Raw genomic sequence first — 24,393 nt, 5'->3', positions numbered from 1 at the left:
ATCAGCCGGCAGCCGGCAGTGCCGGTGCGGGCCACAGCGGCTGTGGTACCTCGACGCCGAATGGTGAGTCCCAGTGATTGCGGGACGAAACTTCATGCACGGGACGCCTAGTGGCGGCGACACCCCACTTGCCGCGCGGGTAACCCAAAGTCAGCATCGCCGACATCGTCCAACCTTCCTCAACGGGCACGCCCAGTAGCTTATTCACCTCATCGGCGAAATTGCGAAGCACCATTGTCATGACCCCGCCGACGCCCTCGGCGCGGGCAGCGAGCAATGCACTCCAGATAGCCGGGTATATGTTGGCGCCGCCGAGGTCGTCGATGGCAAAAACGAAGAGCAACAAAGGAATTTCTTCGAAATGATCAGCCAGGTAATCCCCCGAGCCCTTGATGCGGCGCATCGTTTCAGTGTGAGCGGCCAGGTCCGCACCGGGCGCCGGTGCTGCCATGGGTCCCGTCCCGGTCTTGAACTTCTCGTATTCCAGGGCGCGGGCCTGGCGGAACAGGTGGGCGAACTTACGTATCAGCTCGGGATCGTCAACGGCCAAAAAGTGCCAGCGCTGCGTGTTACCCCCGTTGGGAGCACGAACGGCCGCGTCGAGGATGCGGGCCTGGGTGTCCAGCGGGATCGGATCAGGCCGCAACCGCCGCATCATCCTGGTGGTGTACAGCGCCTCGTGGATGTCCATTGCTGCCCCTTTCCACTACGGGATTGGCCCAGTTTGCGCTGCTGCACGGCTGTTCCACCAGCGAATTGCCGCCGTTTCCCCCACGGAATCTGACATACGCGGATTCGGCCGTCGACGACTCCCCAATCGACGGGACCGACTCGTCGGTCAGGCGGCGGAGCGTTGCGCGGCGGGTCGGCGACGCAGGCTTGGCTCCGTGATCGCCGGTGGCGTGTAGGCCACATTGTTGGGTCCGGCGTCGGTATCGGGCGGAGCGATCTCATCGATCTGGTCGAGGATTTCGTCGTCGAGGGTGACGTCACCGCCGGCCAGCAGGTCGTCGAGCTGTTCGCTGTGCGCGGCCCGATGATCGCCGAGGTGACACCCGGGTGAGCGATCGCGAACGCCATCGCGAGGTGGGTCATGCGCAGGCCGGCCTTATCCGCGAGCGGGATGAGCTGTTCGACGACCTCGAGCTTGCGCTCATCGTCGAAGTGCTGCGGCATACCACCGGACCGGTGAGTGTCGGCCTGCTTGCCCTTGCGGTATCGGCCGGTGAGCAGACCCTGACCCAACGGGCTCCACACCAACGTGCCCATCCCGTAGCGCTGACAGATCGGCAGCACCTCGCGTTCGATGCTGCGATTGATGATCGAGTACGGCGGCTGCTCGGTTCGGAAGCGCTCGAGTCCGCGCCGCTGCGCGACGCACTGCGCTTCGACGATCTCCGAGGCCGGAAAGGTCGACGACCCGATCGCGCGCACCTTGCCGCTGTGGATCAGGTCGGAAAGCGCCGACAGTGTCTCTTCGACGTCGACCGTCGGGTCGGGGCAGTGGACCTGATAGAGATCGAGGTGATCGGTGTGCAGCCGGCGCAGGGAGTGCTCGACCGCGGCGATGATCCATGGGCTGACCTGAATTTCGGTCCGGCCCAGCGCGCGGTACTTCATCCTTCTCCCCTGTTGTCGAACACGACTTCGACGAGAGGGCTGCGTGCGAGCCACTCGTCGAGGTCCTGGTGTCCGCCGACCCGAGCGGCGATCTCGGGCTGGTTCTGCAGGTCAAGTACCGCGGTGATCACGCGCCGCCGGGTCGGCTCGTCGACCGGCCTCGCGGTGGCGGGCAAATCGGCCGTCACCCCGTGTTTGAGGTGCACGACAAATCGCGGATTGGCTTGCAAGTTCGCATACCAGTCGCGATGCACCGGCATGCCGGTCAGATACCAACGACCGTCGACGCGATGTAACCAAACCTCAATGCGGCGCGGGATACCGCTGCGCCTGCCCAGCGTGGTGATGTCGATGGTGCGCTCAACCGGAGAGGACTCCGGCCCGATGTCCAGGGCGCGCGCGACGGCGTCGTCCACGCTCACGGTGCGCTGCCCCCTTGATAGTTCGGCGTCCTTGCCCGGCCCAGAGATGCTTGATGCCAGTGTGCGGCTTCCGTCCCGTCGCCCGGCCATCGCCGATGTGCCATGTATCCCACAAGAAGCGACATGACAGTCCGTCGACGTTCAGACGGATCAGATCTGCATCCGGTTCAGCGATCGCGTAGACCATCGCTGCTCGGTTAACTAGAGCGCCGGGACGTTTGCCCGCCCCGGTGGAGGATTCGGCCGCGCCGGCGGGCGGGTCGGCTGCGCAGGTGGAACCGGCGGCTGCGCGGGCGGGCTGAGTTCCTGCAGCGGTGGCGTGGTGGGCTGCACCGGCGCGGCGGGCTGCACCGGCGCGGCGGGCTGCATCGGCGACGTGGGTGCTTGCACCGGCGGGCTGGTTGCCTCCGCGGGCGGGCTGGCTGTCGGTGCGGGCGGCCCAGCCTCCTGCACCGGCATCGACTGGGGGAACGGCACCGGGTAGGGGTTGCCGGCGTTAAACAACGTGCCGGTCACCACATTTGGTATGCACTGCGGGAGTCTGGGCAGCGCATCCAGGAACGGGGTGCCGAAATTGGGGCGACTCGGGTCGAAGGTATTGAAGTCGAACGCGTTGGTCATATCGCCGGTAATCCCCCGCCGCCACGGAGTGAGGTTCGGCACCTCGGCCCCGAACCGGGTTTCGATCAGCCGCAGCTGCGAGGTGTGGTCGTAGACCGTGGAGTCCACTCGCCCGCCGCGGCTGTACGGCGAGACCACAATGCACGGGACGCGGTAGCCCAGGCCGATCGGTCCGCTGATGCCGCCGGAACCCTCGACGTTGTTGACGATGGACTGCGGGATGAATTCGCCGGGGGTGCCGGGCGGGGCGGTCGGAGGCGTGACATGGTCGAAGAAGCCACCGTTTTCGTCGTAGCTGATGATGACCGCCGTCTTCTCCCACACCTTCGGATTCGACAACAGAATGCGCAGTAGGTTGACGATGCCGACCGCGCCGAGCGACACCGGCAGCGCCGGGTGTTCGCACTCGATCACCGGAGCCACCACCCACGACACCTGGGGCAGTTGATCGGTTGCGACATCGAGAGCGAAGTTCAGCGGATACCGCGGAGTGATGCCCTTGATCCACAGGTTGGTTTTTGGGTCCAGAGCTTGCTTGAACGCGCTGACCAACCCGTTGAGGATGACTCGGTTGATCGGGCCCAGATCGTGGCTGTTGTAGACCTTCCAACTGACCCCGGCTCGTTCCAGGGACTGCGGCATGATTTCCCAGGAGTAGGTGAATTTCGGCCATATCGTCGGGGTTGTCAGCTCTGGGCCGCCGAATTGACCCTCCGGATCGAGCGTCGCGCTGAGCCAGTACAACCGGTTGGGAACCGTAGGGCCGATCACTGAGCAGAAGTAGTTGTCACACACGGTGAATTTGTCTGCCAGCAGGTAATGGATCGGTATGTCCTCACGCGTGTAGTAGCCCATCACCGCAGGCGCATTGGCGTCGCCGACGGCCTGGATGGAATTCGGCAGCCACTTGTCATTGGCGCCGCCGTTGAAGGCGGTGTGCAGACCGGTCCAACTGTGGTCGGGGTCGTTGACGCATTCACCCGAGATGCTCGGTCCGCGCTCGGTGTCCAGCCGGAACGGCAAGGTGAACTTCGTCGGATCGTTGAAGTCAGTGGGTCCGCCGCCGGATGCGGACGGGGCCCACCCGCGCTGTTTGAACACCTCCGGGGGATTGTTCGGGGTGTTGCCGAATCCGTTGACGCCGTAACGCGTTCCGAAGTAGTTGTCAAAGGAATGGTTTTCCTGCATGAACAGCACAATGTGTTCAATGTTTTGCAGTGAGCCCGATGGGGCCGGCATCGCGTAGGCTTTTTCGATGATCGGGCTGGCCCAATCGGCGAGCATTGCGGCACCGCCCGCTGCGCTGACTTTAGCGAGAAACTCTCTACGAGACATTCCGTGGAACGGGCTACTGTTCATCGCGTATACCTCTCCAGCTGTGGCCGGGCTTAAGGTAAACGCAGACGAGTGGTTATCCGTTATTCGATTCGCAATTGTTACCCGGGTAGGCTCAATTGTTACCCGTCGTTTCAGCGCGGAATTGATCGCCAGCCCAGCGAGAACGCCGCAATTTCCGGTCCTTTCCGGTTCATGCTCGCTGAATAGAAATCGTCGACATCAGCACCACCGAGCCGCAGGTTGCGTCCTCAGCTTGTTGACGACCGTCATTGACGATCGTCAACATCCCCCGTAGTCTCGCTTCATGCCGACCTCTCAAAGAGTCCGCCCAGCGCGTCGGAGACCACCGAGCGAGTCACGACAAACGCAGCGGCTCAAGACGAGGGCGCGCTTGTTCGACGCTGCTTTGAACGAAATCGCGCAGCATGGGCTGGCCACGGCGGATGTCACGGCCATCGCCACCGCGGCGGGCGTGGTGCGGGGAACGTTCTACTTCCATTTCCCCACAAAGGAACACGTCCTCGTCGAACTGGAGCGGACCGAAGAGACCCGAATCGTCGCTGATCTCGAACAACGCGACGAAGACCTGACGAAGACGCTCACTCGACTCGTTGAACACGCTCTCGAAGCCGAACGCCGCCTGGGCGCGGTGGTCTTTCGCGACATGCTCGGACTGCACTTCATGTCATCACGTCCAGTCGACGACGAACTCGCCGAGCACCCGCTGGCGGGTTTCCTCATGAGGTTGATCGCGGACGCTCAGCGCCGAGGACACGTTCAGCCGGATGCCGACCCAGCTGAGCTCGCAACGTTCTTCCTCACTGGATTTTTCGCGCTACTCGCCACCGGCGCAAATGATCCTCGGCTGCTGAAGCACTACGTCATCACCATCGTCAAGGGAATGGAGAAACGATGACTCACAACGGAGTCGAAGGCTACCGCGAGTACTTGGCGCGACGCGACGGCGAGCCCGACCTACTCAACCGACGGTTGGCCAACCGTGAGCAGTTCTTCGGCGACATTGAAGCCAACCCAGTGCGTTCGGCCTATCCCGCCGACCGCGCGACGTTTCTGCGCAATCTGCGGCGCCGGCTACCAGAAGCGGGCCTCGATGACAGGATGCTGTTCTTGCTGGCCACCGCAAAACTCAATCAGGCCGAGCGATTCGGGGTCGGGCTCGGCGAAACCTACGGCGTGAACAGCGATGCGAACCGGCCGGTGGAAAACGTGTATCTCGAACTCGAGGAGCACTATCACACCCGGCTACTCGCCTACGTGCTCGAGGTTTTTGATCTGACGTTTCAGGTCGTTCCCCCACCGTTCATCCTGCGTCAGTTCGTCAAAGCCGGAGTCTTCCTGCCCGAACGTCTCGGCTTTCCGTTCGTCGGCGCGGCCGAGATGGCCGGCTGCATTCTGTTCGACGAGCTCCGCCGAGCCGGAGTACGGCTGTTCGCGGACGAACCTGAGGTCTGCGCACGAATCGAACTGCTCTACAAGGAGATACTCACCGACGAGATCGGTCATGTCGGTTACTGCGCGTCTCGCTGCACAAAGCCCGAGCGAGCGCTGATGCGCCGGCTCTATCCGCTCATCGGACGCCTTTTCGCCCGCCAGACTGCCGAGATTCGCCTGCTACTGGATCCGGTCGAACTGAACGCCCGCTTCGACCGGCCCTTCGACGTCGACGAGTTGACCAAGGGCCTCGACAACGAAACGTACCTGGTCGCTCACCCGTGAATGAGCCGCCGCGTCATCGCCGGGTTGCACCCGGCGCCGACCGCCGGTCCAGCACCCACACCGTGGCCAACGTCAGCACCACCGCGAACGACGCCAGCGCGATCAAGCTGGCCGCGGTGCCGCCGTGGAACGTCTCACGGTACGCCGACATCGCAGGCAGCGTCACCGTGTACCGGTCCAGATCCAGATCGCGACCCAGCGCCTCGAACGCGTGCCGGTTTGACAGCACCGTGCTCATCCAGCGCCCCGGTGCAGAAATCTCATTGACGGGCACAATCGCGCCACCAAACAACACCTGCGGGAAGCAGAGCATCGGCAATGCGAGAGCCGCCTGCGCCGCGTTCGTCACCGCCGCCGAGGCCAACAAACCCAACGCCAACGCCGACGCCGCCTCGACCATCACCGTGCCGAACAGCAACCCGTACACGTCCCAGCCGACCGACGGCAGCCGCCCCATCGCCCGCAACACCCCGAGCAGCACCGCGCTCACCAATGCCAACACCGGCAGCAGCGCCGCGGCCTTTGCCGCAACGTACGCCCCGACGCTCAAACCCGCCAGTCTCTCCCGGCGGAACACGGCCATCTCGCCGACGATCTGCAAAAGCCCATAGGTGAGTCCAAAGAAGAAGCCCGCGAACGCAATCCAGAACACCACCTGCGCCGGTCCGACATCGGCCGCGCTGGAGGTGTCGAACGCGCCCCGTCTGAACAGCGTCGCCATCATCGCCGTGACGAGCACCGGCGAACCCAGCAGCACCGCCAGCGTCAGCCGATTTCGCAACAGCACATCGACATTGCGGCGCGTCAGCAACCACCATTGGCGAAAGGCGTTGGTGCGCTGGGTGTCTAGAGCTGCGGCAGGCACGACAGTCGCAGGCGCGGGCGGGGCGCCGGATTCGAAACGCTGCGCCCAGATCTGCGGCGTGTTCTCGCCGGCCAGCCGGGTGTATACCTCGGCGAGGTTGCGCGCGCTGAAGTAGCGCCGCGCCTCGTTCGGGCTGCCGGTGAACGCCAGATACCCGTCGCGCGCGAGGAACACCACCCGGTCGCACCGGTCGATGTCGGTCGGCTCATGGGTCGTCAGCACGACCGTTACCCCGCGCTGGCTGAGCCGGCGCAGCAGCGCCATCACGTCGGCCGCGGTCGACGGGTCCAGCCCCGACGTCGGCTCGTCGAGGAAGAACAGATGCGGGCGGGTCAGCAGCTCCACCGCGATGCTCGCCCGCTTGCGCTGCCCGCCCGACAGCGACCGCACCGGCACGTCGGCGCGGTCCGCGAGGTCGAGGTAGCCCATCGTCTCATCGACCACCCGGTCCGCCTCGGCCGCCGATGTGCCCGCCGGCAGCCGCAACCGCGCCGCGTACCGCAGCGTACGTCGCAGTGGCATCTCCATGTGGATGATGTCGTCCTGCGGCACGAAGCCGACGCGCGACTCGGAGCGCCGAACCTCGCCCATCGTCGGAGGCTGAAGTCCCGCAAGGATTTCCAGCAGCGTGCTCTTGCCCGCACCGCTGCCCCCGGCGATCGCGACGAGTTCACCGGGTTCCACGCTCAGCGACAGCTTCTGCAGGATCTGCTTGGCGCCGACACGTCGAGTCACGTTGACGGCATCGACGCGCGTGCCGCGATTTGCAGTGGTGGTGTTGCGTTCGATTATTTCGGTCATGCGGGGATCATCGGTGCGGCGAGTCTGTGGCCGCATGGGGCGATTGCCTCAAATCGCGCTACGCCGTCAGCCCGCGGTCAATCGCCGCCAACGTGGCCTGGGTGCGGTTGTTGACACCCAACTTCGCGTACAGATGCTCGACGTGATTGCGCGCGGTCTTTTCAGCGATGAACAGCTTGGTCGCGATCTCCCGGTTCGAATGCCCCTGCGCGACGAGCCGCAACACCTCTGTCTCGCGGGCGGTCAGCCCGCCAGACGTCTTCGCCCGCCCGACCCGGTGGCCGGCGGCCGCCAACACCGCCGCCACCGAGTCCGCGTCGAGCCCGGGGCGCTGCTGTAGCTGCTTGGCGGCGTCGGTGTCCGGATGGGTTTCCAGCAATTGGTGATACGCCACGGCAGCAGCGAGCAACCGGTCCTGGGCCGTCAACTCGCCACCGGCAAGTCCTCTTGGATAGCCTGACCCGTCAAGCCGCTCCTCGTGTTTGGTCGCGACGGACACCACCGACTCCAACCCGCCGACCCGGCTGAGGATCCGCCCGGTCAGATACGGGTACATCCGCACCCGCTCCTCTTCGGCCGTGCTCAGCGGAGCCTTCTTCTCCCAGATCTGGTTGGACACACCCAACTTGCCCAGACCGTGCACGAGACCCGCCCGGTACAGCCGTGTGACATCCTCGCCCGGCATCTGCACGTGCTTCGCCGCCGCAGCGGCCAGATCCGCGACGGCGCGCGAATAACCCGGGGTGCTTGGGCATTTCAGGTCGACGAAATCTGCTATGGCCCTGAGTAACTCGTCGATCTCGTCGCCGTCTATCGTGCGTACGCGGTCCGGGGCATGCGCCAACGCCGCCGTCCAGACGTCCATCTCCAGCAGCCGGTCGACGATCGAGGCGGCGTTTTCTTCGAACACCTCGGCAACCGCAGGACTGAACTGGGTGCCGCGCCGTGCCTTGACGATGTCTAGCGCGCGGTCCAGACCGCTGGTGCGAAGATGCACTTCGACGACATCCGCCAGATGAACGATGTGGATTTCCAACGGAATCTGTTCTTCGCGAGCACCGTTGGGCAGGCCCTTGCCGTCCCAGCGTTCGAACATGTACGTCAGCGCCTGGCCGACTTGTGGGTCCAAGCCCATCCGGTCGCAGAGCACGCTGGCCGACGTGCAGTGCGAGCTGATGAGGTTGGCGACCCGGTTACGCGCGGTGAACAGAAACGCCGTTGAGCGTATGCCGCGCTCCCAACCGGTCAGGTCCCGTCCGACGTGATTCAGCATCAGACGCAGGAACGGCAGCCCGGTCATGTCCACGCTGTAGGTGTCGGCACGGAACGCGATGTCATCTCCGAAGAGCGCCGAGAACTCGTGCGAATCAGCGTGACAGCCAACCCACCCGACCAGGTTCGCGTAGTACACCGTCCCGCGCTGCTGGGCGTCGAGGCCCATCCGCTCGGCGATGCGGGTCGCGATCAGCGACGACCGCAGCATGTGCTCCATCGGCTGGCCGAGACCGAGGTCGATCGCCAGCGAAATCGCCGCCAGCAACTCGGCTCTGCGCAGGCCCATGACCTCATTGTGCACGGGATTTTGAGGCAGATGCCCCATGTGCGGATACGGCGCTCGGATCGACCATTTGCGCATGGTTCCAATCAACGTTCCGCAAGACCCGTGGCCGACGATCCTCACGGAAGGCCATGCACCGTTCGTGAAGGCCCGACGGGTGTTCCGCTATTTGCCGTCGGCGCCGCGATGCAAGGTCTGCAACAACCCGTTCGGCGGCGCGGTGGGCCGGGTGTTCGCCGCGGCCGGGTTCATACCGTCGCGCAAGAACCCGAACCTGTGCAGCCGGTGTTGCGACGCGCTGCCGGCGGGCGGTTCCGAAGTGGATGTCGCGGTGTTGTTCGCCGACGTCCGCGGGTCGACCGCGCTGGGTCAGCGCGGCGTCGCCAGTGACTTCGCTGCGTTGCTCAACCGGTTCTACACCGTGGCGATGCGCACGCTGTTACGTCATGATGCCGTGATAGACAAACTGATTGGCGACGAAGTGATGGCGTTCTTTGTACGCGGCATCAGCGGCCCACAGTACCGGGAGCACGCGGTCGAGGCCGGAGTCGACCTTCTGAAGGCCGTCGGTTATGGCAGTGACGACGGGCCGTGGCTGCAGTTGGGCGTGGCCGTCAACGCGGGCGTCGCTTACGTCGGCAACGTCGGCGACGCCGTCGTCGACTTCACCGCGATCGGCCACACGGTCAACATCTCAGCGCGGCTGCAGCAGCGTGCCGCCGGTGGGGAATTGCTCGTCGCATCGGGAGTCGTCGACGAACTCGTGGCGGGCCGCCCGCAGCGTCACCTGACCCTGCGCGGCCTCGAGCAGCCGGTCACGGCTCACGTGCTGGGGGCGTAGTCGCCGACACCGTCACAACACACCGGCCGACCTCCCAAATTTCGGCGACGCCTAGCCGACCTAACGATCATAAATGCTATTTGAACAGGCAATATACAGTGAGGGGACGGGACTTGAACCTGCGAGCAACGGATTCTGAGTCGTGTTAGCCAAGCCGCTATACGCGAACCCCTGCAGTTTCAACTTTCGATGGGCACGAAGATGTTCAGATCGTGCCCGTCGAACGTAGCTGCTCAATTCCGGCCGCGTCGTAGCCTGCCAAGCGGGTGAGCACCTCTTCCGTATGCTGCCCGACGTGCGGCGCTCCTCGCGGTGCGAATCCGTCGTCGGGGTTGGTCTTTATGCACGTACCCACCATCCTCTTTGAGGTCCCGTCAGGCTGTGCCTGCTCATAGACGAGTCGGCGGGCCTTCGTGTGGTCGTCGTCGAACAGATCGGCGCCCAAAAACGCTGGCGCACCAGCGATATCGGTCGCGATAAAGAAGTCGGTCCATTCGCTGCGAGTGCGGGCCTTGAAGATCGCCGTCAACTCATTGCGCAGCCAAGCCTCTGCCTCGACATCCTCTCCCGGCTTCTGGCGCCCCGGTTCGTATAGATCCATCCGGTCGAGTGACTCGCAGAACCTCAGCCAGAACTTGTCCTCGAGGGCATTGAACACCACGTAGTTGCCATCGCGCGTTTCGTAGTACTGGTATCTAAGCGAAGCGCGGATTCCCTCGCCGTAGGCCGGTTGACCGTTGGCCAGCGCCGAGAGGTGTTGAAAGTTCCAGTTGATCGCGGCATCGACTTGCGCTACCTCGATGTACTGCGCCCTGCCGTCTCGCCCCGCAGCGTGCAACCCGGCGAGCACACCCATCGCTGCGTACAGCGGTCCCGCCAGAACACCTGTCATCCCTGTCGCCGCTCCCGAAAGACGTGGGGTTCCGTCCGCCTCGATGATCGGCGGACTCAAGCCGGCGAAACAGTCGAAGGACAGTCCGTGTGTGGGTAATTGGGTGTACGGCCCGTAGCTGCCCATTCCATTGAGCACGCAATAGACAACTGTTGGGTTAACTGCGACGATGTCGTCGTAGCTGAAGCCCAGCCGGTGCGCGGTTCCGTAACGAAGTCCGTCGATCACCACGGCCGATCTCGCGGCCAGGCGACGAAACGCATCTTGACCGTCAGTCGTTTTCAGGTTTATTGCCACACTCTTCTTGCCGCGGTTCCAGTGCGAGTCTTGCAGCTCGCCGCCGGAAACCGCCGAACCGCGGAAACCGCCGCCGCCAGGCGGCTCCACCTTGATCACCTCTGCGCCGAGGTCAGCCAGATGACCGCCCAGCGCATCCGCCGAGAAGAGTGACACTTCGAGGACCCGGACATCCTTGAGAAGTTCCATCACGCGACCTTTCCAGCCCGGAGTCCCTACGCGGACCCACGCCGCGTCGTCGAAGGCGCAGTGCGCCGCTACATCATCGTGATTGATTTCAGCTCGGTGTATTCCTCAAAGCCCCAGCGCCCCTGCTCTCGGCCAAGTCCACTTTGCTTGAAGCCGCCGAACGGCCCCCCGCCGTTGAACATGCCGCGCGCCGGCAAAGACCAGCCGGGGCCCTGCCCGCCGCCCGGATTGGCTCCTAGATCGACACCGGGTGCGACAATCTGCACCATCACGGTGCCGGTTCGGATCTGCCTGGCGACGTTGAAGCCCCTTGCGGAATTGCGGGTCATCACCAGACCCGCCAGACCGTAGATGGAGTCGTTCGCGATGCGGATGGCTTCGTCTTCGGAGCTGTAGGTCATCACCGCCAGTACAGGCCCGAACACCTCCTCCTGGCATAAGCGCATGTCGCTGCGGCAGTCGACGAATGCCGTCGGTTCGTAATAGAAGCCGCGTTGAAGGTGTTCGGGACGTTTGCCGCCGACCACCAGCCGCGCGCCTTCCTGCAGGCCCGACTCCACGAAGGATTCAACTCTTTTACGCTGCTGATCCCTGATCAGCGGACCGACGACAGTGGCGGGATCACGCGGATCCCCGACCGTGATCATCGGGGCCATGGCTTTGAGGCCCTCGACATACGCTTCGAGCAGGTGCTCGGGCAACAGAAGTCGCGACGTGACAGTGCATGCCTGTCCGGCATGCATCAGCACCTGCCCGAATCCTATTCCCGCAACCTCACTTTCGTTGACATCGTCGAGAACAATATGCGCGCTCTTGCCGCCGAGTTCCAGCTGTGCGCGTTTCATCGTTGCCGACGAAAGCTCGCGGATGCGTCGACCGGTCGCCGTCGAACCGGTGAACCCGATCATGTCGACGCCTCGGTGCGTACACAGCTCCTCTCCCACGTCGGCACCGCCCACGACCACGTTGAACACCCCCGGCGGGAGGCCCGCTTCCTCGCCAACCTTGGCAAGCTCCAGGGCGTTCATCGGAGTCCATGGGTGGGGCTTCAGTACCACAGTGCAGCCGACGGCCAACGCGGCCAAGCACTTCTGAATGTTGATCGAGAAAGGAAAGTTGAATGGAGTGATGACGCCGATCACCCCGACCGGTTCACGAACCACCGTCACGCCGCCCAGGCCAGTCGGCGAAACTATGGGCCCGCCCGGTGTCTCTACCCACGTCACATCGTGTTCGACGAACTCGCCGTAGTAGTGGGCCGCCTCGATGGCGCCGCCAACCTGAATCAGGTCCGTGATGAAGCCGGTCGAGCCGATCTCGGCAACGACTAGGTCCCGAAGCTCCGCTTTGCGCTCATCGAGGATCTCAGCGAATCGCTTGATGATCTTCGCCCGCTCCCGGACCGACATCCACGGCCACGAACCTTCGTCGAAAGCCCGCCGGGCAGCCTCGATCGCCATTGCCGCCTGCTTTGGTCCACCGTCGACGACTCGGCCGATCAACTCTTCGTTGGACGGATCGATAACGTCGATGGTGCCGAGGGCGTTGTCGCTCAACCACTTACCGTCGATGAAGCTCTGATACTCACGCATCAAACGAATCCATCAGCCGCAGACTAAGCGAGGGTCGGATACGCGGCGGGCTCAAAGTCGAACACCCGGCGAGCATTACCCTGCAGCACTTTGTACTTGTCGAGGTCGGACCGGCCGTCGAGTGCCTTATGAGCGGCCTGAAGCGAGTTGGGCCACAGGCTGTCGGTGTGCGGATAATCCGTTTCAATCATCACATTGTCGACGCCGATGGAATCGAGGTTAGCCGCCCCGAAGTCATCCTCAATGAAGCAGCCGTACATGTGGTCGCGGAAGAGCTGGCGCGGTGACTCCGGAAAGATCTCGGGGTCGGTGGGCACGGGGGTCAAGCGCATCGTGGCCGGATCAACCGCCCAGTTGTTGGCGCGCAGGTACTGGTAGTCGGTGGCGACATGTTCTGCACGCTCGATGAGGTAGGGGATCCAGCCGATGCCGCCCTCGGCCAGCACGATCTTCAGATCGGGGTACTTTTGCAGCTTCCCCGAGAACAGCCAGTCGGTGGTTGAGTTCGCCAGATTGAGGTTGATGTTGACCGCCTGAACGCCGAAAGGCGCGTCGGGCGACGTAGTTGGGCTGACCGACGACGATCCGATGTGTGTGCACAGCGGCATCTTCGTTTCGTTCACCACCGCGAAGAAATCATCCCATGCTCCCGAGTGGATGGAGGGAAATCCCAGCGGGTGCATGTTCTCGGAGAACGCAATAGCTTTGGCGCCCTTGCCGGCGCACCGTAGCGTCTCTTCGACGGCCAGTCGCGTATCCCACAGCGGAACGATGACCATCGGGATGTAGCGACCGGGCGCCGACGCGCACCACTCATCGATGACGAAGTCGTTGTAGGCCTGCACGCACTTGAGACCTAGGTCGCGGTCACCGAGGTGGGCGAACATCTGACCACAGAACCGGGGGAAGAACGGAAAGTTCAACCCCGCGATCACATGATCCTCGTCCATGTCAGGGATGCGGGCCACCGGGTCGAAGTAGGCACGGGGCATCTCGTCGTAATTCACTGGCAGCGGGGAATACTCAGCCGGCCTTTGGTGAGCCGCAACCAGGATGCCCAACACCGAAGCGCGCGCTTGGTCGTAGACCCACGTATCGACGCCGTCGATGCGCTCCACGTGTGGCACCCGGTCGCGGTCGGCGGCCGATGCGCGGTCGACCCATAGGTTCGGGGGCTCGATGATGTGATCATCGACGGAGATCATCCACTGAAGATCTTGCTTGTCCACGGGTTCCTCCTTACTTGAAAATTCCTATCGCGTTGGCTGCGAGATGATATGGGCGGTTGTTCACCGCCCCTTACTGGCCGACGCGGGGACCCGGCGTGAAGACGACGGGCAGGGCGCGGTAGCCCCGAGTGACCGAATTCCCGTGGAAATCAACCTTTGCCCCAGGAGGGATGGAGTAGTCGGGTATGCGATTCAGGGTCTGTTCGACGCCCACCCGAAACTCAAGTCGGGCGAGATTGGAGCCCAGACACCGATGGACGCCGGCCCCGAACCCGAGGTGGCGGTTTGTCTGCCGGTCGAGAATGCATTTGTTCGGCTCGTCGAACTCGCGCGCGTCGCGGTTGGCGGCCGCATAGTTCACGACGACCGTCTCACCGGGACAGAACTTGTGGCCGCTTAGTTCAACCTCTTCCGCGACTGAGCGATGAAGTCCGTGGACCGAACCGGCGAACCGGATGAATTCCTCTATCGCCGCGGGCATCAACCCGGCTTCGCGTACGAGTCGGTCGCGGTCCGCGGGATGGGTGCCCAGATAGAAGAAGGCGAACGACATTGCACTAGAGGTCGTTTCGAGTCCCGCTTGCACCAGCAGCATCACATTCGCGACAACGTCGTCGAAGCTCAGTTTCTCGCCGTCGATCTCGGCGGCGAGTAGGACGTCGATCAGGTCGTCGCGCGGCGGTTCACCACAACGCTTGTCGATCTCCGCGCGTACGCGGAGGTATAGGTTCGTCATCGAACCGTTTCGGGTCTCTTCGCTCTCACCATTGATCGCGAGGTCGGCTGTCTCGATGTAGAGCGGCACGTCCTCAACGGGCATGCCGAGTACGTACCGGAAGAACACGATCCCAGGTTGCTGCCATGCAACGTCTGCGAGATCGCCGCTGCCCACTTCGATGAAATTGTCGATCAACCCATCAGTGACGGCGCGCACCTGGGGTTCCAGCTCCTTCATCCGGCCCGGAGAGAAATACGGATTGAGAACCTTGCGAAGCTGTTGCTGCCGTGGGGGATCCAAGGTGATCACGATGTCACCGAACGACATCGGGTTGCCCTCGAGTCCCAGGGGCTTGCTGGAGAAGCTGCGCCAGTTCCGCAAGATCTCGTAGCAGTCGTCGTAGCGGGTGGCGATCCACGCGCCCCCCGGCGTGGGGCCCAGGAATGGAACGTCCTGGTGACTGAACGGTCCGTTCTCCCGCATCACCGAGTAGACCTCGTAGAGGAATTCTTGATCGTTGAAATCCTCGTGACGAAGGTCGAGGTTCCGGGCGTGTTCCTCCGGTGATTTGCTCACCATCGGCAGTCCTTTTCGCCCCCGCCGACCTCGAGACACCGCCGGCGGTCAGCCCGGCCAGACCGCCACCACCGAGGGGCCGACCACATTCCAGGCACGCCGTAGTCGTGCCGCCGTCCACGTGCCATCTGCGCCGGCCCTCGGATTTCTCGCACACGCCGAAATTTGCTTTGGCAGCACAGTAAATCGTCGACTGCGAGGAGTCAAGTCGCACTCGATAACTACCTGAAAGCACTTAGGATCGACGCGCCCGCGCAGTGCGCGCGAACGGGCGGCACGCGTGCAGGCTTCTCCCCAGCCGACGGGTGCTCGCTAAAGTATGTGTGATGACCACAGGCGCGCGGCGGCGAGTTCGCGACAAGGACGGCAAACAACGAGCCCTCCTTGAAGCGGCCGCTGAGGTGTTTGCCGAAGCGGGATACGCGGCCGCGGCGACAAAAGAGATCGCTCGTCGCGCGGACTGCTCGGAGGCAATGCTGTTCCACTACTTCGGGGACAAGCGAGGCATCTTCGAGCAAGTGGTTTCTCGGCAAATCGCGGACCTGGTCAGCGAGGCCGAAGAGCAAGTCGTGGCGGACCTGCCTCCGCGCTTGGAGGACTATATCGAGCGGCTTTTCTTTGCGAGATTAAGGGTCGACGACCGGGAAAGCGACGTTCCCGGCTGGGACATCTCCAGTCGGGCGTTGTCAGATCCCGACTTCTCGCTGCGGGTGCTGCAACCCAATCACGCACGCCGTACGGCCGTGATTGCCGAAGGCGTTCGCCACTACCAGGCCGCGGGGCAGATCCGGGCCGACGTCGACGCTGACCTGTTCGCCGAGCTGCTGGCCAATTTCATCATCTTCACAACGAGCCTCGGACCACGCTGGTTTGGTACGGCCGAGTCAGACATCCGCGCGCAGATCGAACTGGGTTCGCAAATCCTCGCCAAAGGGGTAAGCACGTCGACTACGAAGCGGCCCGCCAAACGCAGCGGGCGGGTCCAACGGTCCCCCAAGGTGCGTGCGGCCGACTGAAAGCCCCAACGACTCGACTGCGGCCAGGGTTATCGAGTCGCACTTGACACGTCAGCTTTCCCGTCGCTAGCGTCGTTGCCAACCAAGCATGCGGATGCAGAACACCCTGCTCGATCGGCACGAGCGTGAGGACAGGAAGTGGCGTGTGTGCACTCAGCGGGGTGGGTAACTCACTTCAGCAGACATTGACACGGAAAGCCGCACGATGAACGCTCTGCGTGGGGTTCGTGTCGTCGAGTGGGCGACGGAAATTTCGGGCCCGTACTGCACCAGGTTGTTCGCCGACCTCGGAGCTGAGGTCATCAAGATAGAGGATCCGGATGGGGATCCGTTCCGCCGCAGGACGTTTGGCGATCGACACGACGCCGGCGCGCTGTTCAAATTCTTGAACGCCGGCAAGCGTTCGGTCGTTGGCACTTCGCTGGCCGACCTGGAGGCGCTGATCGTTTCCGCCGATGTGTTCGTCGATTCTCTGGGCCCCGGAGCACTCGACCGCGAGGCCCTCCTACGGCGCGCGCCACACCTGGTGATCGTGGCATTGACTCCGTATGGATTGACCGGACCGTACCGGGACCGACCCTCGACGGAGTTCACGATCCAGGCCGAGAGCGGAACCCTGGCGTTGCGAGGCCGTCCGGACCAACCGCCCATTCAAGCCGGTGGCCGAGTCTTCGAGTGGGTCATGGCCAGCTATGCCGCCGTCGGGGCGCTTGGCGCATTGCGGCGGGTTCAACTCGGCGGTGCTGGTGAAATCATCGACTGCTCATTGCTGGAGACGTGCCACCTCAGTGCCAGCGGATTCGCCGACCTCTACCACGAGTTGGCCGGTCGTCCCCCTTTGACCGTGCCGGCCCGACAGGTTGAAATCCCTTCCATCGAACCGACCGCGGACGGATGGGTGGGCTTCAACACCAATACCCGCCAACAATTCGAGTCGTTCCTGGCGATGATCGGCCGACTGGATCTGCTCGACGATGACCCGGCGTGGGCCCTCGCCACGACACGGTGGGAACGGCGGGAGGAGTGGAATCAGATTGTGCGGGAATGGACGACGCAACGTTCCACAGACGAGATCGTCGCGTTGGCCTCCGATCTGCGAATCCCCGTCTCACCGGTCAACAATGGCCAGACCGTGTTGGACCACCCTCAGTTCGCGGCGCGCGGTGTGTGGGGCACGTACGCCGACGGCAGCTTCACCCACCCGTTGGCGCCCTACCAGATCAATGGCCGACGACCCGCTCCAACAGCCGGTGCTCCTTTGCTCGGCGAAATGACAGAAGTACCCGCCCACAGCAGGATTACGATCGCTGCCGACCGCGTACCGCGACTTCCCCTGGAGGGCATACGAATTCTCGACGCGACGGCGTGGTGGGCGGGTCCCTCCTCCACCCACATTCTCGCCGCGCTCGGCGCTGAGGTCATTCACCTGGAGTCGACAAAACACCCTGACGGCGCGCGGATGGCCGTGGCAGCGTTCGCCGATCAGACTCAGTGGTGGGAACGGTCGGGGATGTACCTGGCGACTAACTCCAATAAGCGAGGGCTCACCCTCGACCTGTCCTCTCCCGAAGGCCGGGAGCTGTTTTTCGGACTCGTCACGCGCTCGGACATTCTGGTCGAGAACTTCTCGCCCCGGGTCTTCGACAATTTCGCCATCACGTGGGAGGCCGTCAGTGAGCGAAACCCCCGAATAGTGATGGTCCGCATGCCTGCGTTCGGGCTCGACGGGCCGTGGCGCAACAATGTCGGTTTCGCGCAAACAATGGAACAGATGACCGGAATGGCATGGGTGACCGGCCACGAGTACGACCAGCCGCGAATCCCCCGTGGCCCCTGCGACCCACTTGCAGGAATGCACTCCGCATTCGCCATGCTGGCAGGACTGCGGCGACGCGACGAAACCGGCCAAGGGTCGCTAATCGAAGTATCGATGGTTGAGTCCGCGCTCAACGCCGCCGCCGAGCAGGTTGTCGAATTCACCGCCTACGGGAACCTGATATCGCGATTGGGAAACCGCAGCCGTGACGCCGCCCCACAAGGGCTCTATCCATGCGCGGGAACCGAACGATGGCTGGCGATCTCGGTCGCCACGGACGAGCAGTGGCGCCTACTCAAGTCGGCTCTGCGCGAACCGGATTGGGCAAACGACCCCGCGTTGGACACTCATGACGGGCGCGTGCGGGCACATGATGTGATCGATAAGCACCTCGAGCAATGGGCTGCCCAATACGATTCCGCGGCCGCCGCACAGTTGCTCGTTGAACGTGGTGTTCCGGCTGCGGATTTGGCAGACGCCAGGGTCAGTTCGATGCACCCTCAGCTGGCAGCACGGGGCTTCTTCGAAAGCCTCGACCATCCCATCGTGGGACGGCATCACGTGCCGGCGATTCCCTTCAGGTACCGCAGCGTTGAGACGTGGTATCGGTCGGCAGCGCCGACCTTAGGGCAGCACAACGCGAGCATCCTCGGCGACCTACTTGGCCTGGATGCCGCATCGATTGCAGCGCTCACAGAGCAAGGAGTCATCGGGACCAGCCCAGGCGGATTGGACTGAGCGGTGAAACTTCGTGTCGACTCAGAAATGTGCCAAGGCCATAGCCGTTGTTACGCGGCGTATCCCGAATTGTTCGACATCGACGACGAAGGGACCGCCTTCGTGACCATGGAAGATATCCCGTCCGGGTGGGAAGACCGGGCGCGCAACGCAATCGCGAACTGCCCGGAGCGTGCCATACATATCCTCGAGGAGTCGCCATGAAGACCAAGGGAGCAGTTCTGTGGGGGCTGAACGAGAGGTGGTCGGTGGAAGAGATCGAACTCGATCCGCCACAGGAAGGCGAGCTGCTCGTCAAGTTCGAAGCTACCGGTCTATGCCACTCCGACCACCACATCCGCACCGGCGACGTGCTCGGGGTGAGTTTCCCCTTGATAGGTGGGCACGAAGGGGCGGGCGTCGTTCAGGAGGTTGGTCCGGGAGTCCGCGATATGGCGGCGGGAGACCATGTGGTCACGTCGTTCCTGCCGGCGTGCGGCCGCTGCCGCTGGTGCGCCACGGGCCGTCAGAACCTCTGTGATTACGGGGCGATCATCCTGGCGGGGGTCCAGGCCGACGGTACCTTCCGGCGCCGAGCCAGAGGACGGGGCATCGGGGCGCTCTCCGGCGTCGGCAGTTTCGCGCAGTGGGGTGTGTTGTCAGAGGCTTCCGTCGTCAAGATCGACGACGACGTGCCGCTGTCGCGCGTATGTCTTCTCGGTTGCGGCATCACCACCGGCTGGGGTTCGGCCGTGAATACCGCCAACGTCAGTCCCGGCGACGTGGTTCTCGTGCTCGGCTGCGGAGGGATCGGCAGCGGTGCCATTCAGGGTGCGCGGCTGGCAGGAGCGGAGCATATCGTCGTGGTGGATATCGAACCGAGCAAGCGCGACAAAGCGTTTCAGTTCGGGGCCACGCACTTCGCCACCTCGATGGAGGAAGCAACCCAGTTAGTTGGTGAAATCACGCGCGGGGTCATGGCCGACTCGGCCATCCTCACGCCAGGTGTGCTCGAAGGCGCGATGATCAACGACGGGCTCAACGCGGTGCGCAAAGGCGGTGCCGTGGTAGCCACCGCCCTGGCATCGATGTCCGACGTGACGCCGACGCTACCGCTGACGTTGTTCACGCTGTTCCAGAAACGCCTGCTGGGCAGCCTGTACGGCGAAGCCAACCCGCGGGCCGACATTCCTCGACTGATCAGCCTCTATCGAAGCGGCAAGCTATTGCTCGACGAAGCCGTCACCACCGAGTACAAGCTCGACGACATCAATGAGGCCTACGACGACATGCTCGCCGGCCGCAACATTCGCGGGGTGATCATCCACGAGCACTGATGTGTCGAGAGGCAGATCCGCATCATCTTCCAGCCCGCGCAGTTGATTCACTACTCGCAGTGAAAGGATTTGTTTCATGTCTTCGCCAGCCGATATCGTCCGCCACTTCTGCGCTTTGATGGCGAATCGGGACGCCGAAGCGTTACGTCCCCTCCTCGCCGAAGGGGCCGTTTATCAGAACGTGGGAATGCCTGCCTTCACCGGACCGGACGCCATCGTGGAGAACCTGGCCGCCCAGTTCGCTATGTTCCCCGACGCCTACGCTTTCGAGATCGTGAACCTTGCCAGCGACGGTTCCGTGGTGCTCACCGAACGCCTGGACTACATCCAGACTCCCGACGGACGCAAGCCGGCCATCCCCGTAATGGGCACCTTCCTCGTCGATGGCGACGGGAGGATCACACGCTGGACCGACTACTTCGACCTGAATCTGACGGTGCGGCTTCTTCAAGGCGCGGACATCAGTGCCCTGGTGCCCGCGACCGCATGAGTTGGCACATCGATCTTTCGAACTTAGCTGAGGGTGAGGAGCCGTGCGGGTGCCAAGGGCCGTCGCAAAATTCAATCGTCGAGTCACCAATCCAGCGGCTCGGTCGATCACGCCGTGGCTTCCAGGCCTATGCACACTCGAACATGTCGGACGTAAATCAGGCAGGCGTTATCGAACGCCGCTGTTGGTCTTTCCCACCCCCGACGGCTTCATCTTTCTCATCGGGTACGGGCCGAAATCGGACTGGGTGAAGAATGTTTTGGCCGGCGGACACGCGGCATTGCACAGGCGCGGCAGTAGTATCGCGCTGGTCAATCCTCGTGTTGTGAGTAAGGCCGAGGGCGCAGCGATCGTTTCCGGGCCGTCAGGGATGTTCTACCGCCTGTTTCCGTATAACGAAGCGGCGATGGTGTTGACCAAGGTCGATTCCACGCAGTGACTTCGGGATGACACTACCCAGTCCAGACACCAGCCGCCGCGGTGCCCAATACCGACGCGAACGCCGCAGCTCCCAGGGGCTCGCAGGGAGTGTCAAGGATCAGCCGAAGTAACTGTCAACAATCAGCCGAAACACTGTCAGGCATCAGCCGAAGACGCAAGTCAAGTATCACCCGAGGTAACACACCTCTACGGTGGGGCGGGCGGGGCTCGAACCCGCGACCAACGGATTATGAGTCCGCGGCTCTAACCAACTGAGCTACCGCCCCTTATGCTAACTAGCAGCGCGTTTGTGACGATTAGTCACCTCGCTCGATGCTGGGTACCGCAGTGATACCGCAGTCCTCTTAATTGCCTTGCTTAACGCCGCGGCAACGCCCGCCAGGTCGTCGTCGAACAAGTGGCCATAAAGGTCCAGCGTCATCCCGGCCGAAGCGTGCCCAAGTAACCTTTGCACGACCTTGACATTAGCGCCCGCCGATATGGCTAGGGATGCCGTGGTATGGCGTAGACCGTGCGGTACTAGCCCCTCTATGCCCACGGCCGCGCAACCCTTGTCGAACGCCCGGCGGTACTCCTCGATGGGCAAGTGCCCGCCGCGATAGCTTGGGAACACCAGCGCGTCTGGCTTGTCCGACAGTTCCCTCTTGAGCCGCTGCCATACTGGCTCGGGGACCGGGACATGCCGCGTCCGGTTCGTCTTGGTCGTAGTTTCCACGATGCCGCTGCCCGTCACATAAGTTGCCGACGCTCGCACGGTGAGCTGCCGGTCCCCCACGTGCTTGCGGCGCAGCGCCGCCGCTTCCCCGAACCGCAGACCGCAGTACCCGAGGACAAGCGTCAGGGTCTCGAAACGTTCTGTCGCCCTGGCGAGTCGCAACAGCTCGGCGTGCGTCAGGTATCGGCGCTCACGCTCGGTCGGCTCGGGCAGGTCCTCGTCGCGCTTAATCTCGAGGGCGACGTTCTTTCCGATCTTGCCGCTACGTTGGGCGTACTTCAGGACAGCGCCGACTAGCTGATGCGCTTGAGTGATCCGGCTCGCGGACAAGCCGGTGCCGCGCTGTGAGCCGTCTACCGCCAGACCACCTAGCCACGTCAAATACTTCTGATAATCAATGTCTTTCAGCGGCACAGCTTCCCAGCGTGGCAAAACGACGGTGTCCAGTAGCGAGCAGTAGCCGGCGACCGTCTTAGGCTTGCGGTGCCCCTTTGTCTTGATCCATTGTTCCGCTACCGCCCCGAACGTCTCGCAGCCCTTGCGGGGATCCACGTAATCGCCGCGCTGGACGTCTGCAGTCAGCTTATTTAGGTACGCCTGCGCATCGGGCTTGCGGTCGAACACCTTCGTGTGCTCGCGGCCACTGTCGTCTACCCACCTGACCCGCCAGCGCGTGGCCTTGCCGTAGAGCGGTGACCGCTCAGTACGCATCTTGCCGTCGGGACCCTTGACCTTCTTATGCCACCGGTCGTCAATGCCGGCTCGCTGGTGCCTAGTAGTCATAGGATGACGGTACCGCAAAAAAAACCGTGGTACGAATCCGTCACTCGACCAAGCCACCGCGTTCGGTCTTAGCTGCTTCCGACTCTACCCACGCGTCCAGATCGGCAATGTCGTAAAACGTATGTCGGCCAAGGCGATAGCTGCGCGGACCCGTACCCAGATAACGCCAGTACCGCAACGTCGACTCAGGTAGCCCACCCAGGTATTCGGCTGCTGCCTTGGTGCCCAGTCGAATCACTGATGTCGTCGTCATCGCTCTACTTCCTGTCGTCGCTCAAAGCACTTGTAGCCCGATTCAGGGTTTGACAGGCGTGGACGCAGATCCGCTCGAATCGCTGGACTTGCTTCGGTGTTCTCGGCCGAGGCCAAACAAGCCAAATAGCGGCACTCTCGGGAACGCAACGCAGCGGTATAAACCAGCAGGCGTTCGCCGTCGTTGCGGAGTCCGGTACCGTTAATGCGCCAGTCGCTCAATTCCTCCGCAATGCTTGGATGTGCTTGCCCAGCAAGGGAATCACACTGATAGCGAGAATGTTCAAGGTTATCACCTCGGCATTGCCGCCAGCGGTGGCGAGCTGCACGCAGCGCGGCCATGGTGACTGAATACCTTCGCGATTTGGTAGTGATGTGCCCGCGATAACCCAACGTGTGTAGCCAGTCCAGCATCGCGGCGTAGCCAGGTAGTGCCGCCAGCTTGACCACGGTGCACAGAATGCGGCGGGTGTGCGCCGGGATATCTAACTCGCCGATGGCCCCTGGACTGATCCGCCGGGCGGCGATTCCGAATTCGGCGACTGATTTGGTGGTGTATTTAGCTAGGTAGGCCGCCACGCGCCGAGCCACGCCGGGCTTGGTGCTGTCGCCGGTCGCGATGATGGGTTGGGTGTCGATTTGGGTTCCGAACCGCAGCACGCGCGTACCGCCGTGCGGTGAGATAGTGACCGTGGTGTCGGCGGGGTTATCGGTGGTCACGATCAGCCGAACCTGGTCGGCGGCTTGGCGCACCAACGAGGCCAGGTCGATGGCCGACACGGGCGGTGCGGACTTAACGTCGGTGGGGTCGAGTCGGATCAGGGTGTGGTAGTGCACGACGCCGCGGCGCTGGTATTCGGCGACCTTGACAAACGACACCCGCACCGCGCCGACATCGACAGCGGCCCGCCGTAGGTGGGCCGTCAGGGCGCGACGCAGCGCGATGGTGAAACGCCGCCACAGTTCAGGAGCGTGTTAGTTGAACAACACATGCCCGATGTAGTCATAGCAGTCCGCGCACAGCGTCTGTCCAACCTCGGGGCCGTCGCCACGGTGAACTACGTTGCACCACAGCGATTTTCCGTGTGGACATTGTGATCTGCGGTTGGCGGGTAGGTGGCAGGCGGTGTGAGCCGATCCTGGCCGGCTGCCCGTGTGCACCGCGCCGAAGCTGGGGGCGGTCAAGGTGGCGAACACCTGCGACAGCTCGGCGGTGGATTCGGGCATGCCGTGGTGCCCGCCCGCGGTGCCGGCGTGGATCAGCTGCCAGGCATCGGCGGCATACAGATCCGAGCACGACGGACAGATCGTGGCGCGGCGGTTGCCGCAGCGGATCAGCATCGGCACCCGCCGGCCATGTTTGGGGTCATAGGCGCTGGCCTGAATCGGGTTGGCGCAAAAACCAACCGAGATACAGCGCTGCCACCACGACTCGTAGCCCGGTGAAGCGGCGCGGCGGATCGCCTGCTCGATCGCCGGGGAGCCGGGTGCGAGCCAGTCCGGCAATGAGGTCGCGGCGGGTGTCAGCAT

At 63.3% G+C, this 24,393-nt stretch carries 21 protein-coding genes, 1 tRNA gene and 1 pseudogene; 9 read left to right on the top strand and 14 right to left on the bottom strand.

Annotated elements, in window-relative coordinates:
• Window position 1 precedes the first annotated feature (1 nt).
• The 4 genes from MSP7336_RS15025 to MSP7336_RS15010 form a co-directional block, all read right to left on the bottom strand.
• A complete protein-coding gene (locus MSP7336_RS15025; RefSeq protein WP_113964042.1) occupies window positions 2-691 on the bottom strand; it encodes a nitroreductase family protein in 690 nt (229 codons plus the stop codon).
• Entirely contained in the window at window positions 655-1,620 is a 966-nt protein-coding gene (locus tag MSP7336_RS15020; protein ID WP_232321027.1) for an aldo/keto reductase, read from the bottom strand. Before MSP7336_RS15020 ends, MSP7336_RS15025 begins: the two co-directional genes overlap by 37 nt.
• Window positions 1,617-2,042 carry a nitroreductase family deazaflavin-dependent oxidoreductase gene (locus MSP7336_RS15015; protein ID WP_198167744.1) on the bottom strand — a complete coding sequence of 142 codons (426 nt, stop codon included), beginning with the start codon at window positions 2,040-2,042 and terminating at the stop codon, window positions 1,617-1,619. Before MSP7336_RS15015 ends, MSP7336_RS15020 begins: the two co-directional genes overlap by 4 nt.
• Before the next feature lie 201 nt (window positions 2,043-2,243).
• On the bottom strand, window positions 2,244-4,022 hold the full coding sequence (locus tag MSP7336_RS15010; RefSeq protein WP_084226450.1) for a phospholipase C: 1,779 nt from the start codon (window positions 4,020-4,022) through the stop codon (window positions 2,244-2,246).
• A 283-nt stretch (window positions 4,023-4,305) separates the two neighbouring features.
• Between MSP7336_RS15010 and MSP7336_RS15005 the strand changes: the two genes are divergently transcribed.
• Both MSP7336_RS15005 and MSP7336_RS15000 read left to right on the top strand, forming a co-directional pair.
• Window positions 4,306-4,917 carry a TetR/AcrR family transcriptional regulator gene (locus MSP7336_RS15005; RefSeq protein WP_113964040.1) on the top strand — a complete coding sequence of 204 codons (612 nt, stop codon included), beginning with the start codon at window positions 4,306-4,308 and terminating at the stop codon, window positions 4,915-4,917.
• On the top strand, window positions 4,914-5,738 hold the full coding sequence (locus tag MSP7336_RS15000; RefSeq protein WP_113964039.1) for a hypothetical protein: 825 nt from the start codon (window positions 4,914-4,916) through the stop codon (window positions 5,736-5,738). Before MSP7336_RS15005 ends, MSP7336_RS15000 begins: the two co-directional genes overlap by 4 nt.
• 13 nt (window positions 5,739-5,751) lie before the next feature.
• Here MSP7336_RS15000 and MSP7336_RS14995 read toward each other — a convergent pair whose 3' ends face one another.
• Both MSP7336_RS14995 and MSP7336_RS14990 read right to left on the bottom strand, forming a co-directional pair.
• Window positions 5,752-7,404 (bottom strand): ABC transporter ATP-binding protein/permease, encoded by a 1,653-nt coding sequence (locus tag MSP7336_RS14995; protein ID WP_244917467.1) that lies wholly within the window; start codon window positions 7,402-7,404, stop codon window positions 5,752-5,754.
• 58 nt (window positions 7,405-7,462) lie between these two features.
• On the bottom strand, window positions 7,463-8,965 hold the full coding sequence (locus tag MSP7336_RS14990) for an HD domain-containing phosphohydrolase (protein ID WP_244917466.1): 1,503 nt from the start codon (window positions 8,963-8,965) through the stop codon (window positions 7,463-7,465).
• Window positions 8,966-9,038: 73 nt separating this feature from the next.
• Here MSP7336_RS14990 and MSP7336_RS14985 point away from each other — a divergent pair, with 73 nt between their 5' ends.
• Window positions 9,039-9,803, top strand: a complete 765-nt coding sequence (locus tag MSP7336_RS14985) for an adenylate/guanylate cyclase domain-containing protein (protein ID WP_113964036.1) — start codon at window positions 9,039-9,041, stop codon at window positions 9,801-9,803.
• Between the two features lie 205 nt (window positions 9,804-10,008).
• Here MSP7336_RS14985 and MSP7336_RS14980 read toward each other — a convergent pair whose 3' ends face one another.
• The 4 genes from MSP7336_RS14980 to MSP7336_RS14965 form a co-directional block, all read right to left on the bottom strand.
• Window positions 10,009-11,181, bottom strand: coding sequence for a CaiB/BaiF CoA transferase family protein (locus MSP7336_RS14980; protein WP_113964035.1), 1,173 nt, complete (start codon window positions 11,179-11,181; stop codon window positions 10,009-10,011).
• 68 nt (window positions 11,182-11,249) lie between these two features.
• Window positions 11,250-12,773 (bottom strand): aldehyde dehydrogenase family protein, encoded by a 1,524-nt coding sequence (locus MSP7336_RS14975; protein WP_113964034.1) that lies wholly within the window; start codon window positions 12,771-12,773, stop codon window positions 11,250-11,252.
• Window positions 12,774-12,796: 23 nt separating this feature from the next.
• Window positions 12,797-14,002 carry an amidohydrolase family protein gene (locus MSP7336_RS14970; protein ID WP_113964033.1) on the bottom strand — a complete coding sequence of 402 codons (1,206 nt, stop codon included), beginning with the start codon at window positions 14,000-14,002 and terminating at the stop codon, window positions 12,797-12,799.
• Window positions 14,003-14,072: 70 nt separating this feature from the next.
• The gene (locus MSP7336_RS14965; protein WP_181786761.1) at window positions 14,073-15,299 is read right to left on the bottom strand and encodes a cytochrome P450; all 1,227 of its coding nucleotides are present in this window, start codon (window positions 15,297-15,299) and stop codon (window positions 14,073-14,075) included.
• A gap of 323 nt (window positions 15,300-15,622) precedes the next feature.
• Here MSP7336_RS14965 and MSP7336_RS14960 point away from each other — a divergent pair, with 323 nt between their 5' ends.
• The 6 genes from MSP7336_RS14960 to MSP7336_RS14935 all read left to right on the top strand — a co-directional run bounded on the left by MSP7336_RS14960 (window position 15,623) and on the right by MSP7336_RS14935 (window position 21,111).
• The gene (locus MSP7336_RS14960) at window positions 15,623-16,312 is read left to right on the top strand and encodes a TetR/AcrR family transcriptional regulator (protein ID WP_113964032.1); all 690 of its coding nucleotides are present in this window, start codon (window positions 15,623-15,625) and stop codon (window positions 16,310-16,312) included.
• A 205-nt stretch (window positions 16,313-16,517) separates the two neighbouring features.
• On the top strand, window positions 16,518-18,866 hold the full coding sequence (locus tag MSP7336_RS14955) for a CaiB/BaiF CoA transferase family protein (RefSeq protein WP_113964031.1): 2,349 nt from the start codon (window positions 16,518-16,520) through the stop codon (window positions 18,864-18,866).
• 3 nt (window positions 18,867-18,869) lie between these two features.
• On the top strand, window positions 18,870-19,070 hold the full coding sequence (locus MSP7336_RS14950) for a ferredoxin (protein ID WP_113964030.1): 201 nt from the start codon (window positions 18,870-18,872) through the stop codon (window positions 19,068-19,070).
• Window positions 19,067-20,182, top strand: a complete 1,116-nt coding sequence (locus MSP7336_RS14945) for an NDMA-dependent alcohol dehydrogenase (RefSeq protein ID WP_113964029.1) — start codon at window positions 19,067-19,069, stop codon at window positions 20,180-20,182. Before MSP7336_RS14950 ends, MSP7336_RS14945 begins: the two co-directional genes overlap by 4 nt.
• 76 nt (window positions 20,183-20,258) lie before the next feature.
• Window positions 20,259-20,672 (top strand): limonene-1,2-epoxide hydrolase family protein, encoded by a 414-nt coding sequence (locus MSP7336_RS14940; protein WP_113964028.1) that lies wholly within the window; start codon window positions 20,259-20,261, stop codon window positions 20,670-20,672.
• A 43-nt stretch (window positions 20,673-20,715) separates the two neighbouring features.
• Window positions 20,716-21,111 (top strand): nitroreductase family deazaflavin-dependent oxidoreductase, encoded by a 396-nt coding sequence (locus tag MSP7336_RS14935; protein WP_113964027.1) that lies wholly within the window; start codon window positions 20,716-20,718, stop codon window positions 21,109-21,111.
• A gap of 194 nt (window positions 21,112-21,305) precedes the next feature.
• Here MSP7336_RS14935 and MSP7336_RS14930 read toward each other — a convergent pair.
• From MSP7336_RS14930 to MSP7336_RS24590, 4 genes and pseudogenes are all read right to left on the bottom strand, one after another.
• Window positions 21,306-21,379: transfer RNA gene (locus MSP7336_RS14930), tRNA-Ile, on the bottom strand.
• Between the two features lie 5 nt (window positions 21,380-21,384).
• Complete coding sequence (locus tag MSP7336_RS14925) at window positions 21,385-22,611, bottom strand: tyrosine-type recombinase/integrase (protein WP_113964026.1); 1,227 nt, start codon at window positions 22,609-22,611, stop codon at window positions 21,385-21,387.
• Between the two features lie 40 nt (window positions 22,612-22,651).
• Entirely contained in the window at window positions 22,652-22,864 is a 213-nt protein-coding gene (locus tag MSP7336_RS14920; protein ID WP_113964025.1) for a helix-turn-helix transcriptional regulator, read from the bottom strand.
• Window positions 22,861-24,393 (bottom strand): annotated as a pseudogene (locus tag MSP7336_RS24590) (replication initiator). Before MSP7336_RS24590 ends, MSP7336_RS14920 begins: the two are co-directional and overlap by 4 nt.

Origin of the sequence: Mycobacterium shimoidei, from assembly GCF_900417275.1 — a bacterium.
Classification (GTDB): domain Bacteria; phylum Actinomycetota; class Actinomycetes; order Mycobacteriales; family Mycobacteriaceae; genus Mycobacterium; species Mycobacterium shimoidei.
Note: the sequence above shows the minus strand (reverse complement) of the source record. Positions and strands in the feature narration are given on the sequence as shown.